This window comes from Enterobacter sp. UNJFSC 003 (assembly GCF_036903355.1).
In the GTDB taxonomy this organism is placed as follows: domain Bacteria; phylum Pseudomonadota; class Gammaproteobacteria; order Enterobacterales; family Enterobacteriaceae; genus Enterobacter.
In genome coordinates this window covers 343,536-355,996 of record NZ_JBAKHK010000001.1, presented here as the reverse complement: position 1 = coordinate 355,996, position 12,461 = coordinate 343,536, and the positions used below count along the sequence as shown (strand labels likewise).

Sequence of the window (12,461 nt, the reverse complement as noted above, 5' to 3'; positions counted from 1 at the left end):
AATTGCTCACAGTGCCTGTCTGTCCGCCCGCATTTCAGAGAGGTCGTTAGGGGGACTTATTTTTTGATAACGATAAAGCAAACGATAACTATTATCAATTCAATTGTTAGAAATTATATCTGTTGTGCATAATGTGGAGATAAAAAAGCCCGCTCGAATGAGCGGGCTAAAAGAGAGGAGGTGCGGTTATTGTTTAAATCGTTCCGGGAAATCCATTTCGCCGTAGCGAACGAAGCGGGTTCCTTTCGTCAGCTTGTAGCCAAACCAGATGAGAAGGAACAGCGGAATACCAATGTAGGTCGCTGCAACGCCGCCCCAGTCAATGGTGTCCGCAAGGAAGGCTTCATAGTTCTGCCCCAGCGTAATAATCAGACACAGAATGAAGGCGAAAATTGGCCCCAGCGGGAAGAACCCTGAGCGGTACGGCAGGTTGTTAAGATCGTGTCCCTGGAACACATAGCCGCGACGGAAGCGGTAATGGCTGATGGCAATCCCCAGCCAGGCGATAAAGCCCGTCATCCCCGAGGTGTTAAGCAGCCACAGGTAGACCGTCTGATTGCCAAACATGGAGGTCAGGAAGCACAGACCGGCAACCACCGTTGTTGCGTACAGCGCGTTACGCGGCACGCCACCCCGAGACAGTTTTGCAAAGATGCGCGGCGCTTTGCCATCGCAGGCCAGGGTGTAGAGCATACGCGTTGAGGCGTACATACCGGAGTTGCCCGCAGACAGCACGGCCGTCAGGATCACGGCATTCATCACTGCCGCTGCTGAGAGCAGGCCGGCATGCTGGAAGACCAGCGTGAACGGGCTAACGCTGATGTCTTTGACATCATTACGCAGCAGGCTCGGATCGGTGTAGGGAATGATCAGGCTAATAATCAGGATAGCGAACACATAGAACAGCAGGATACGCCAGAACACCTGACGCACGGCGCGAGGAATGTTCTTTTCCGGGTTTTCAGATTCACCGGCGGCAATACCAATCAGCTCGGTGCCCTGGAAGGAGAAACCGACAATCATCGCCACGCCGATCATCGCCGAGAAACCACCGGCAAATGGCGCATCGCCTATCGTCCAGTTGCTCCAGCCCACAGGTTCTGTGCCTTTGAAAATACCCACGATCATCGCCACACCGACAACGATAAAGATGATGACGGTAGCCACTTTGATCAAAGAGAACCAGTATTCTGCTTCACCAAAACCGCGCACGGAGATGTAATTCAGCAGGAAGATCACCGCAAGGAACACGGCACTCCAGATCCAGCCGGGCGTATCCGGGAACCACCAGGTCATCACCAGCTGTGATGCCACCAGGTCAACGGCGATAGTAACCGCCCAGTTGTACCAGTAGTTCCACCCCAGCGCGAAGCCGAAGCCCTCTTCAACGTATTTTTGCCCGTAGGTTGAGAATGAACCTGAGACCGGCATGTACGCTGCCAGTTCGCCCAGACTGGTCATCAGGAAGTACACCATCAGGCCAATCAGGATATAAGAGAAAAGTGCCCCACCCGGGCCTGCTGCCGAAATCGTTGCGCCAGAGGCAACGAAAAGACCTGTACCGATTGAACCGCCTATCGCGATCATCGTCAGGTGACGCGCCTTAAGTTCGCGACGTAGCGCGGGCGCTTCTGTGGTTTTAGTTTCTGAAACCATGTGAAAATGCTGTCCATTTAACAAATGAGGCGCGATTGTAGCAGACGATACGCGTTCCTTCCGGCAGAAATACCCAGTTATAAGAGAGCTTCATGACTCGGCCAGGATTATAAGTAAAGTAGAAAAAGACGGGATGAATCTCATGTATTGCAATAACGCAGAAAACGCTGCAGCGCGCTGGAAAGGTGTTTCTGACGATGGTGAATACACCAGAGCGTGCGCACCAGCTTCGGCAGCGGGATGGGGATTTCAACCAGCGAGCCCACCTCAAGCTGTTCAGCGATCACCCGACGGGAAAGGCAGCTAATCCCCAGGCCATGACGTACCGCATGCTTGATCGCCTCGGAATTGCCCAGCTCCATGCCGAGCTGGAAATGAGGCAAATGCGAGAGCAGCAGATAATCGACAATTTCACGTGTGCCGGAGCCCTGCTCGCGCAGTATCCACTGCGCCTGCGCCAGGCGTTCCAGGGTTACGTCACCCTGCAATAAAGAAGAGGCCGGCGAAGCAAACACCACCAGTTCATCCTCCAGCCAGGGTTCAGCAACAATATCCACGTTATGGCATGGACCCTCGATAAGGCCGATATCCACGCGGAAATCGATCACCGCAGTGATCACGTCCTGGCTATTGCCGACGCTCATTTCCAGCGGCAAGGTTGGAAAATCGCGACGGTAGCGGGCAATCACTTCCGGCAGAATGTAGTTCCCGATCGTACTGCTGGCGTAGACGCGGATCGCACCGTTCTCTTCGCGGAACAGTTGCTCGATTTCAGTCGCCTGTTCCAGCAGCGCCAGCGCGCGGGGATACAGCAGGCGGCCATGTTCGTTGACCACCAGACGCTTCCCTACCCTGTCAAAAAGCTGCACGCCCAGCTGCCCTTCGAGATCGGTTAGCGCGGCGCTCACCGCCGACTGTGAAAGTGCCAGCCTCTGTGAGGCCTGCGTCGTCGACCCGCTCTTCAGCACTTCGGCAAAGACTTCCAGCTGACGCAATGTAATGTGCATGGTTGCTTACCACTTATAAAGATTGATTATAAATATATAATCAATTTTATTTTTAAGCCAGAGCGCCGTAACCTTTTAGCCAGACAAAGGAGAAGGTTATGACAGAACTCACCTTACAAAATCATCGTACAGTCTGGCACTTTGTGCCGGGTCTTGCGCTTAGCGCTGTAGTGACCGGCGTGGCGCTATGGGGCGGTAGCATTCCCGCCGTTGCGGGAGCAGGTTTTAGCGCCCTAACGCTGGCTATTTTGCTCGGCATGGTGGTGGGGAATACCGTTTATCCGCATATCTGGAAATCCTGCGATGGCGGCGTCATTTTTGCCAAGCAACACTTGCTGCGCCTCGGGATTATCCTTTACGGCTTTCGCCTTACGTTTTCGCAAATTGCAGATGTTGGGGTCAGCGGGATCGCCATTGATGTTCTGACGCTAAGCAGCACCTTTTTCCTGGCGTGCGTTCTCGGTCAGAAAGTCTTTGGGCTGGATAAGCACACCAGCTGGCTGATTGGTGCCGGCAGCAGTATTTGCGGTGCTGCCGCCGTGCTGGCAACGGAACCCGTGGTTAAAGCTGAAGCCAGTAAAGTGACGGTGGCAGTGGCAACCGTGGTGATCTTCGGTACGTTGGCCATTTTCCTATACCCGGCCATGTACCCGCTGGTTGCCCACTGGTTTAGCCCGGAAACCTACGGCATCTATATTGGCTCAACCATGCATGAGGTGGCACAGGTGGTTGCGGCAGGTCATGCCATTAGCCCGGACGCGGAAAACGCGGCGGTGATTGCCAAAATGCTGCGCGTGATGATGCTGGCGCCGTTCCTGATTATCCTCGCCGCGCGGGTCAAGCAGCTTGCCCCTGCGGGAAGTAACCAGAAAAGCAAAATCACCATCCCGTGGTTTGCGATTCTGTTTATCGTGGTCGCGATCTTCAACTCCTTCCACCTGCTGCCAAAAGCGGTGGTGGATATGCTGGTCACGCTGGACACCGTACTGCTGGCGATGGCGATGGCCGCACTGGGGCTGACGACACACGTCAGCGCGCTGAAAAAAGCCGGTGCTAAACCGCTGCTGATGGCGCTGGTGCTCTTCATCTGGCTGATTGTCGGCGGCGGCGCGATAAACCTCGCGGTTCACAGCCTGATGGCATAAACCACTACGTCCTTCTCCTGTTAACCCGCTATCATACGCTTTTCGGGTTAACAGGAGTCCCTTAATGAAATATGTTGGAGCGCACGTTAGCGCTGCAGGTGGCCTTGCGAATGCCGCCATTCGCGCCGCCGAAATCGAGGCGACCGCTTTCGCCCTGTTCACCAAGAACCAGCGCCAGTGGCGTGCCGCACCGCTGACCGCTGAAGTGATTGACGATTTCAAAGCTGCCTGCGAGAAGTACCGCTTCGGGCCGGGCCAGATCCTTCCCCACGACAGCTATCTGATTAACCTCGGCCATCCGGTTCAAGAGGCGCTGGAGAAATCCCGCGACGCGTTTCTTGATGAAGTACAGCGCTGCGAACAGCTCGGGCTGACGCTGCTGAACTTCCATCCGGGAAGTCATCTGATGCAGATTGACGAAGATGCCTGCCTGGCGCGCATCGCTGAGTCCATCAACATCACCCTGGACAAAACTCAGGGTGTGACGGCGGTGATAGAGAACACCGCCGGTCAGGGCAGTAATCTCGGCTTTAAGTTCGAGCACCTGGCAGCGATCATCGACGGCGTGGAAGATAAATCCCGCGTGGGTGTTTGCATCGACACCTGTCACGCATTTGCGGCCGGTTACGATCTGCGCACCCTCGACGAAACCCAAAAGACCTTCGACGAGTTCGAACGCATTGTCGGCTTTAAGTATCTGCGAGGAATGCACCTGAACGATGCGAAAAGCGCGTTCGGTAGCCGCGTTGACCGCCATCATAGTCTGGGAGAAGGCAATATCGGCCATGATGCGTTCCGCTTTATCATGCAGGATGCCCGTTTCGACGATATCCCGATGGTGCTTGAAACCATCAATCCCGATATCTGGGCAGAAGAAATTGCCTGGCTCAAAGCACAGCAAACCGCTGAACAGGCGGCATAAAAAAAGCCGGGCTGCTTACGCGCCCGGCTTTTTTATCACGTTAACGCTTAGGCCGCTTTCGCAACCACTTCTGCTTCAGGGCGCTTCAGCACCGCATAAGACAGACCCGCCACTAGCGTACCCGCGATAATCGCCAGCAGATAGCCCAGGACCGGGGTGATTGCGCCAGGGATCAGCAGAACAAACAGACCGCCGTGTGGTGCCATTAGTTTTGCACCAATCGCCATCGAGATAGCCCCGGTCACCGCGCCGCCAACGATACAACATGGCAGGACACGCATTGGGTCACGGGCAGCGAACGGAATAGCACCCTCAGTAATGAAGCACAAGCCCAATACCAGCGCGGCTTTCCCACCTTCCTGCTGCGCTTTATCGAACTTACGGCGAGCAATAATTGTCGCCAGGCCCAGCGCCAGAGGTGGCACCATTCCTGCCGCCATAATGGCTGCCATCGGCGCGTAGGTTTGGGTACTCAGCAGACCAACACCGAAGGCGTAAGCCGCTTTGTTCACCGGACCGCCCATGTCGGTACACATCATGCCACCGAGGATAGCCCCCAGCAGAACGGCGTTTGCCGTGCCCATGGTTTGCAGCCAGTGGGTCAGACCCGCCAGAATGCCTGCAACCGGTTTGCCGATGAGATAAATCATCGCCAGACCCACCACCAGGCTGGAAATCAGCGGGATGATGAGGATCGGCTTCAGCGCTTCCATACTTTGCGGCAGCTTCAGCTTCGAACTTATAAGCTTCGCAACGTAACCGGCCAGGAAGCCAGCAATGATACCGCCAATGAAGCCAGAACCGGTGCTCACGGCCAGCATACCGCCAATAAGACCCGGCGTCAGACCTGGACGGTCAGCAATGGAGAAGGCAATAAAACCGGCCAGCACAGGCACCATCAGCGCGAACGCTGAGCCACCACCAATCTGCATCAACGCAGCCGCCAGCGTCCCTTCTTCCTTAAACGCCGTAATACCAAACGCGAATGACAGAGCGATACACAGACCACCCGCCACCACCATCGGCAGCATGTAGGAGACACCGGTCAGCAGGTGACGGTATGCACCAGCAGACTCTTTCTTACCTTCAGTCGCGTTCTGAGCAGCCCCTGTTGCCTGATAAGGCTTGGCTTCCACCAGCGCTTTATCAAACTCCTGAGCGGTTTTTTTGAGCGCCAGGCCGGTTGAGGTGCGGTACATCGGCTTCCCGGCAAATTTCGCCAGATCCACTTCAATATCTGCCGCCACGATCACCAGATCGGCTTCTGCCACTTCTTCTGGGGTGATGGCATTGCCAGCCCCCACGGAGCCACGGGTTTCAACTTTTACCCACCAGCCGCGTTTTTTCGCTTCGGTTTCAATCGCTTCTGCCGCCATAAAGGTATGTGCGACACCCGTCGGGCACGCCGTTACCGCCACAACGCGTTTCGGGCCAGAAGCGGCAACCGGTGCGGCAGCAGCAGGTGCGCTGTAAACAGACGCGTGGCCTTTTGCTTCACTCAGGAACAGTTCAGGATGTGCCACCGCGCGATTGATATCGCCCAGCCACACTTTTTTGCCGTTCAGCGCACTGTCAGCCGGGATCTTATCGCCCAGAACAATCGCCAGTTCGGCATCACCTGGATTATCAATAATGTCCAGATGCGCTTTGTTCGCCGCCGCTCCCAGCAAGGTCTTCGCCATATAGGCGCGAGCCTGTCCGAGACCGGAGTCAATGATCAGCAGCGTTTTCATTATTCCTCTCCTGCTGTTAGTTAAAAGGTTTTAAGTCAACGCGCGCCATCATCGCGGCTAACTGGGTACGATCGGTAATACCGACATTGCTCTGACTGACCGCCAGGGCAGCAACGGCGGTGGCAAGACGTAAAGTATGCTCACTGGATTCGCGCATCAGCAGACCGTAAATCAGACCGCCAACCATCGAATCCCCTGCGCCAACGGTGCTAACAACCTCCACCGACGGCGGTTTGGCGATCCATTCGCCAGAAGCGTTAACCCATAACGCGCCTTCTGCACCCAGAGAAATCACCACGTGAGCGATCCCCTGTTCGCGCAATGCATGTGCAGCTTCAATCACATCTTTTAATTCTGGCAGCTTACGGCCCGCCCAGATCTCAAGTTCACGGCGATTTGGCTTAACCAACCACGGTGACGCCTTCAGACCGGCAACCAGCGCATCGCGGCTACTGTCAAAAATAATGCACGGGCACTGACTGCGCAGGCGCGTCATCCAGTCTGTGAACGCTTCCGGGCTCACGCCGGACGGCAGGCTGCCGCTGACGCACACCATGTCGAACTGGCCCAGCCAGGTCAGGGAATCGTTAACAAAACGCTCCCAATCTGAGGGGGTGACTTCGAAACCGGAGAAGTTCAGGTCGGTCACTTCCCCGTCTTTTTCTGTCAGCTTCACGTTGATACGGGTACGGCCCTGAACGACCTGGAAACGGTTCGCTATTCCCAGCTCGCTGAACAGCTGCTGGAAACCGTCCTGGTTATCTTTCCCCAGGAATCCGCCCACGGTGACATCGATACCAAGGTCCTTAAGCACTTTCGCGACGTTGATCCCTTTGCCCGCAGCATGCAGGCCAGTGGTACGCACGAGGTTGACTTCGCCACGCTCAATTTCCGGGCAAAACCCCACCAGGTCATAAGCCGGGTTCAGCGTAATAGTCGCAACACGTCTGCTCATTATGCGCCCTCCCCCAGACCCGCTGCGATGGCTTCGCCAATCGCTTTCAGCGCGTGTTCAGCATCCGCACCCTGCGCGGTGAAACGCAGGCGATGGCCCTTCTTCACGCCCAGCGCGACAACTTTCATCAAGCTACGGCCGTTAGCCGGTTTGCCTGAACCATCCAGATTGGTCACGGTAATCTCACTTTCGAATTGTTTAATGGTATTCACCAGCATGGTGCCGGGGCGCGCGTGCAGGCCGTGTTCGTTACGCACAACGAATTCGGCATTCAGCACGTCGTCAGTCAATGCATCATCGCTGGTCAACAGCGCCAGCACGGTTGCGGCATCAGCGTTCAGCAATTTTTCAGCTTTATTGCTCAGCAGCAGATCGCCAAGACGCTTGAGCACGGAAACCGGCTGATCGTCGGTCATCGCCACGGTAACCAGCATCGCAGCGCGATCGCCGTCAACCTCAAACGCGTTAACTGCACGGCTCACCGCGATAGCGCTGCGCAGATTGCCTTCAGCGCTGTCATTCAGCCAGATGCCCTGGCCAAGATTCAGCGGTTTATCGTTAATAACGCGAGTCACAAAGGTAGTATCAGCGGCACCGGCTTCCTTCAGGCGGCCCGCGTTCAGCGCCTGCAGCGTCAAGAGGTCGGTCGCGGCCACGTCCAGCGTCAGCGTTTCATTATCCAGTTTCAGCGCGTCGCTCTGTTTTTCGCCCATCAGCAAGGCGCGCAGCTCTTCCGCTGTCGTTGCGGACTTCAGCTGTTCAGCCACAGAGTCATCGCTCAAGACGTGCGTCAGCTGGCGCAGGAGGCCCAGGTGCTCATCACTGCTCGCCGCAATACCGATAGCCACGTACGCCACCTGGCCGTCGCCCCAAAGTACGCCCTGCGGGAACTGATAAACCTGAACCCCGGTTTTCAGTACCTGATCGCGGGTATCCGTGGTGCCGTGCGGGATCGCGATGCCGTTGCCGAGAAACGTAGAGGTCTGCTGCTCGCGTGCCAGCATGCCGTTGACGTAGCCATCAGCCACATTGCCCGCCAGCACCAGTGCAGCGGCAACCTGGCGAATAGCCTCTTCTTTATTCCCGGCCTGTGCGCCCGGGTGGATATCCTGTACAGATAACTGGAACATGGTTCTCCTCTCCTGCTGAACTTGAATCGTTTCAGCTCTAATGAGAAAAAATGCGCTAACCTGCTCCGTCAGTTAAAACAAGATAGCGCTGAAACGTTTCAAGAAGTCTTGCTCTTTCTGCAAGGTGTTGCAAGAAAAGTTACATTTCTCATTTCAGAATTTTGAGATACTGCACATTTCATCGTCATCAAGCTGAAAGCTGCTGACGTTCAGCAAGCCCGTTTCAGCTAAGGTCAGCTTGGTGCGGAAGTTGAAACGCCATTTTGATTTTTCGTGGCAAAAGTGACCACACCCTCTGTTTATTTAATGACTGGCGGCGTAAACTCCGCGTCTCCTTGACACTCACCGATCCTGAAACATGCATAACACCCCCGCTGCCGCCTCACCAAAGCCCTTTAATTTGACGTCATCGGCGTTTTTGATTGTTGCTTTCCTCACTGGGATCGCCGGTGCGTTACAAACGCCAACGCTAAGCTTGTTTCTGACGAATGAAGTCCACGCCCGTCCGGCGATGGTGGGCTTCTTCTTTACCGGAAGCGCCATCATCGGCATCCTGGTCAGCCAGTTTTTAGCGGGCCGTTCAGACCGCAAAGGCGATCGGAAAAGCCTGATCGTCTTTTGCTGCTTGCTGGGCGTTTTTGCCTGCATCCTGTTTGCCTGGAACCGAAACTATTTCGTGCTGCTGTTTGTTGGGGTATTCCTGAGCAGCTTTGGTTCAACCGCTAACCCACAGATGTTTGCCCTTGCCCGCGAGCACGCAGACCGCACCGGACGTGAAGCGGTGATGTTCAGCTCTATTCTGCGCGCGCAGGTTTCACTGGCATGGGTTATAGGTCCGCCGCTGGCGTACGCACTGGCAATGGGGTTTGGCTTTACGGTGATGTACCTGAGTGCTGCGGTCGCTTTTGTGGTGTGTGGTGCGATGGTGTGGTTCTTTCTGCCGTCAATGCGCAAAGAGCCGAAGGTCGCAACAGGCACGCTTGAAGCCCCGCGCCGTAACCGCCGTGACGCGCTGCTGCTCTTTATTATCTGTACCCTGATGTGGGGAACTAACAGCCTCTATATCATCAATATGCCCCTGTTTATTATTGATGAGCTGCATCTGCCGGAGAAACTGGCGGGCATCATGATGGGGACGGCTGCCGGTCTTGAGATCCCCACGATGCTGATTGCAGGCTATTACGCCAGACGCTTCGGCAAACGCTTTTTGATGCGCATTGCCGCTGTCGCCGGACTGCTGTTCTACATCGGTATGCTAACGGTACACACGCCGGGGCTGCTGCTGGCTTTACAGCTGCTGAACGCCATCTACATCGGCATACTGGCCGGGATCGGCATGCTCTACTTCCAGGATCTGATGCCGGGCCAGGCAGGCTCCGCCACCACCCTTTATACTAATACCACCCGCGTGGGCTGGATTATTGCAGGTTCGATGGCTGGCGTTGTTGCGGAGATCTGGAATTACCACACGGTGTTCTGGATTGCGCTGGTGATGTGCGTCCTGACGATAACGTGCCTGACGCGAATTAAAGACGTTTAAGGTGCGGTGAGCGATTCCAGTTTAAGAAGATAAGTCATTGCCTGCAGTTTTGTGCTGCCACACATGTCGGCAGAAGGCAGAAGCCCTGAGCACACCTTCGGGCGCAGCGGCGAGCTAAAGATCATACACAGGTTGGTTTCAGAAAGCTGAACACAGCGGGTGTTGGCTGGCTTGCCCTTCGGCATTCCTGGAATGGGGCTTGAAATGGACGGTGCGGTACAGCACGCGCCGCAATCTGGACGACAATCCATAAATGCTCTCTATCGGTGGCAAATACCCGCGCAGTCGGGCATCGCGCGCACAGTAACACCTTTTGCGTATTGATAGCAAAAGCCACGAATTCCGCTTGCCTGAAAGGCCGCGCGCGAGTAATTTGGCGCGATATTTTTTACCTCCCGTAAACAGGATTACTGCAATGCCAAGAGCGAACGAAATTAAGAAAGGTATGGTGCTGAATTACAACGGCAAGCTGCTGATTGTAAAAGATATCGATATTCAGGCCCCTAGCGCCCGTGGTGCAGCAACGCTGTACAAAATGCGTTTTGCCGACGTGCGTACCGGCCTGAAGGTCGAAGAACGTTTTAAAGGCGATGATATCGTTGATACCGTGACCCTGACCCGCCGCTATGTCGATTTCTCTTACATCGACGGTAACGAGTACGTGTTCATGGATAAAGAAGATTACACCCCGTACATCTTCACGAAAGATCAGATTGAAGAAGAGCTGCTGTTCATTCCTGAAGGCGGAATGCCTGATATGCAGGTACTGACATGGGACGGCGTGCTGCTGGCGCTGGAACTGCCTCAGACCGTGGATCTGGAAATTGTTGAAACCGCTCCGGGTATCAAAGGCGCTTCAGCAAGTGCCCGCAACAAACCCGCTACCCTGACCACCGGTCTGGTAGTGCAGGTTCCTGAATACCTGTCTGCTGGCGAGAAAATTCGCATCCATATTGAAGAAAAACGTTATATGGGTCGTGCTGACTAAATCAAAAAACCCGGCTTTCGCCGGGTTTTCTTTTACAGTAATTCGGGATACTTCGTCATCTTCAGCGCCAGCTCAACGCCGCGCACTTCCGCCATTCCCTTCAGGCGACCAATCGCCGAATAGCCCGGGTTCGTTTTCTTGCGTAAATCATCCAGCATCTGGTGCCCGTGATCCGGACGGAACGGAATAGGACGCACATCTCCCGCCTGCTTGCGCCGTACCTCTTCTGCCAGAATCGCGTCCACCACCGCAACCATATTCACGTCTCCGCCCAGATGCGCGGCTTCGTGGAAGGTTTTCGGGTTATCTTCACGGCAGGTTGCACGCAGGTGCGTGAAGTGAATGCGATCGCCGAAGGTTTCAATCATCTGCACCAGGTCGTTATCCGCTCGTACGCCGTATGAGCCCGTGCACATGGTAAAGCCGTTGTAGATGCTGTCTACGGTCTCTTTAAGCCACTGCATGTCTTCAATAGTCGACACAATACGCGGCAGGCCGAGGATTGGACGCGGAGGATCGTCAGGGTGCACGGCCAGGCGTACGCCCGCCTCTTCGGCTACCGGCACGATCGCGCGCAGGAAATGCGCCATGTTTTCGCGCAGCTGGTTTTTATCAATATCACCATACTCCGCCAGACGCGCGCGGAACTGATCCAGCGTATAGCCCTCTTCCGCACCCGGCAGGCCAGCAATAATATTGCGGGTGAGTTTTTCAATGTCCGCTTCACTGACGGCATTAAACCACGCGAGCGCCTGCTGCTGCTCTTCTGCGGTATAATCGGCTTCGGCACCCGGGCGCTTAAGAATATGCAGCTCAAACGCCGCGAAAGCGATCTGATCAAAACGCAGCGCTTTTGAACCGTCGGCCATCTGATACTCAAGGTCAGTTCGCGTCCAGTCCAGAATCGGCATAAAGTTATAGCACACGGTATCAATACCGCAGGCCGCCAGATTACGGATGCTTTGCTGATAGTTGGCAATCCAGGTTTGAAACTCGCCTGAATGCGTTTTGATCTCTTCGTGAACCGGAATACTTTCAACAACAGACCAGGTTAAGCCTTTTTCCGCCAGCATCGCCTGACGTTTTTGAATTTCTTCTACCGGCCACACCTGACCGTTAGGAATATGATGCAGCGCCGTGACGACACCCGTTGCGCCAGCCTGGCGCACATCATCAAGAGAAACCGGATCGTTCGGCCCGTACCAACGCCAGGTTTGTTCCATTGTTCACCCCTCAAGTTGTTATACCAATATGCGATACCGCAATGACGACTACCATACATGTTTCACCAAAGTGGTCAACACGGTGCCACGCATTGATTGATCAAACTCACAGAACAGGGATATTTACGGCTTACCAATTCAATTTGCTGTCATATAACTTTA

The 12,461-nt window shown here is 55.0% G+C and carries 11 protein-coding genes; 4 read left to right on the top strand and 7 right to left on the bottom strand.

What is annotated here, in order from left to right; genetic code table 11:
- Positions 1 to 186 precede the first annotated feature (186 nt).
- Positions 187 to 1,656 (bottom strand): amino acid permease, encoded by a 1,470-nt coding sequence (locus V5P19_RS01605; protein ID WP_334399500.1) that lies wholly within the window; start codon positions 1,654 to 1,656, stop codon positions 187 to 189.
- Positions 1,657 to 1,796: 140 nt separating this feature from the next.
- Positions 1,797 to 2,663 carry a DNA-binding transcriptional regulator YeiE gene (yieE, locus tag V5P19_RS01600; RefSeq protein ID WP_334399498.1) on the bottom strand — a complete coding sequence of 289 codons (867 nt, stop codon included), beginning with the start codon at positions 2,661 to 2,663 and terminating at the stop codon, positions 1,797 to 1,799.
- Positions 2,664 to 2,761: 98 nt separating this feature from the next.
- Here yieE and V5P19_RS01595 point away from each other — a divergent pair, with 98 nt between their 5' ends.
- Positions 2,762 to 3,808: a YeiH family protein gene (locus tag V5P19_RS01595; protein ID WP_334399496.1), complete on the top strand. Its 1,047-nt coding sequence runs from the start codon at positions 2,762 to 2,764 to the stop codon at positions 3,806 to 3,808.
- A 64-nt stretch (positions 3,809 to 3,872) separates the two neighbouring features.
- On the top strand, positions 3,873 to 4,730 hold the full coding sequence (gene nfo, locus V5P19_RS01590; RefSeq protein WP_334399494.1) for a deoxyribonuclease IV: 858 nt from the start codon (positions 3,873 to 3,875) through the stop codon (positions 4,728 to 4,730).
- Between the two features lie 47 nt (positions 4,731 to 4,777).
- Here nfo and fruA read toward each other — a convergent pair whose 3' ends face one another.
- From fruA to fruB, 3 genes are read right to left on the bottom strand one after another with little or no spacing between them, the layout of a single operon-like run.
- Entirely contained in the window at positions 4,778 to 6,463 is a 1,686-nt protein-coding gene (fruA, locus tag V5P19_RS01585; protein WP_334399492.1) for a PTS fructose transporter subunit IIBC, read from the bottom strand.
- Between the two features lie 16 nt (positions 6,464 to 6,479).
- The gene (fruK, locus tag V5P19_RS01580; protein WP_006176431.1) at positions 6,480 to 7,418 is read right to left on the bottom strand and encodes a 1-phosphofructokinase; all 939 of its coding nucleotides are present in this window, start codon (positions 7,416 to 7,418) and stop codon (positions 6,480 to 6,482) included.
- Positions 7,418 to 8,548 carry a fused PTS fructose transporter subunit IIA/HPr protein gene (gene fruB / locus V5P19_RS01575; protein ID WP_334399490.1) on the bottom strand — a complete coding sequence of 377 codons (1,131 nt, stop codon included), beginning with the start codon at positions 8,546 to 8,548 and terminating at the stop codon, positions 7,418 to 7,420. Before fruB ends, fruK begins: the two co-directional genes overlap by 1 nt.
- A gap of 358 nt (positions 8,549 to 8,906) precedes the next feature.
- Between fruB and setB the strand changes: the two genes are divergently transcribed.
- Positions 8,907 to 10,088, top strand: coding sequence for a sugar efflux transporter SetB (gene setB, locus V5P19_RS01570; RefSeq protein ID WP_334399488.1), 1,182 nt, complete (start codon positions 8,907 to 8,909; stop codon positions 10,086 to 10,088).
- Here setB and V5P19_RS01565 read toward each other — a convergent pair.
- Positions 10,085 to 10,339, bottom strand: coding sequence for a YkgJ family cysteine cluster protein (locus V5P19_RS01565; RefSeq protein ID WP_334399486.1), 255 nt, complete (start codon positions 10,337 to 10,339; stop codon positions 10,085 to 10,087). The two genes, setB and V5P19_RS01565, sit on opposite strands and share 4 nt — an antisense overlap.
- A gap of 164 nt (positions 10,340 to 10,503) precedes the next feature.
- On the opposite strand from V5P19_RS01565, the gene yeiP reads away from it, so the two are divergent.
- Positions 10,504 to 11,076: an elongation factor P-like protein YeiP gene (gene yeiP / locus V5P19_RS01560; protein WP_008500940.1), complete on the top strand. Its 573-nt coding sequence runs from the start codon at positions 10,504 to 10,506 to the stop codon at positions 11,074 to 11,076.
- Positions 11,077 to 11,108: 32 nt separating this feature from the next.
- Here yeiP and uxuA read toward each other — a convergent pair whose 3' ends face one another.
- Positions 11,109 to 12,299: a mannonate dehydratase gene (gene uxuA, locus V5P19_RS01555; protein ID WP_334399484.1), complete on the bottom strand. Its 1,191-nt coding sequence runs from the start codon at positions 12,297 to 12,299 to the stop codon at positions 11,109 to 11,111.
- Positions 12,300 to 12,461 lie beyond the last annotated feature (162 nt).

Bases quoted from the DNA above. Each gene is read 5' to 3' on its own strand.
- V5P19_RS01605 (WP_334399500.1), bottom strand. From the start codon at position 1,656: ATGGTTTCAGAAACTAAAACCACAGAAGCGCCCGCGCTACGTCGCGAA.
- yieE (WP_334399498.1), bottom strand. From the start codon at position 2,663: ATGCACATTACATTGCGTCAGCTGGAAGTCTTTGCCGAAGTGCTGAAG.
- V5P19_RS01595 (WP_334399496.1), top strand. From the start codon at position 2,762: ATGACAGAACTCACCTTACAAAATCATCGTACAGTCTGGCACTTTGTG.
- nfo (WP_334399494.1), top strand. From the start codon at position 3,873: ATGAAATATGTTGGAGCGCACGTTAGCGCTGCAGGTGGCCTTGCGAAT.
- fruA (WP_334399492.1), bottom strand. From the start codon at position 6,463: ATGAAAACGCTGCTGATCATTGACTCCGGTCTCGGACAGGCTCGCGCC.
- fruK (WP_006176431.1), bottom strand. From the start codon at position 7,418: ATGAGCAGACGTGTTGCGACTATTACGCTGAACCCGGCTTATGACCTG.
- fruB (WP_334399490.1), bottom strand. From the start codon at position 8,548: ATGTTCCAGTTATCTGTACAGGATATCCACCCGGGCGCACAGGCCGGG.
- setB (WP_334399488.1), top strand. From the start codon at position 8,907: ATGCATAACACCCCCGCTGCCGCCTCACCAAAGCCCTTTAATTTGACG.
- V5P19_RS01565 (WP_334399486.1), bottom strand. From the start codon at position 10,339: ATGGATTGTCGTCCAGATTGCGGCGCGTGCTGTACCGCACCGTCCATT.
- yeiP (WP_008500940.1), top strand. From the start codon at position 10,504: ATGCCAAGAGCGAACGAAATTAAGAAAGGTATGGTGCTGAATTACAAC.
- uxuA (WP_334399484.1), bottom strand. From the start codon at position 12,299: ATGGAACAAACCTGGCGTTGGTACGGGCCGAACGATCCGGTTTCTCTT.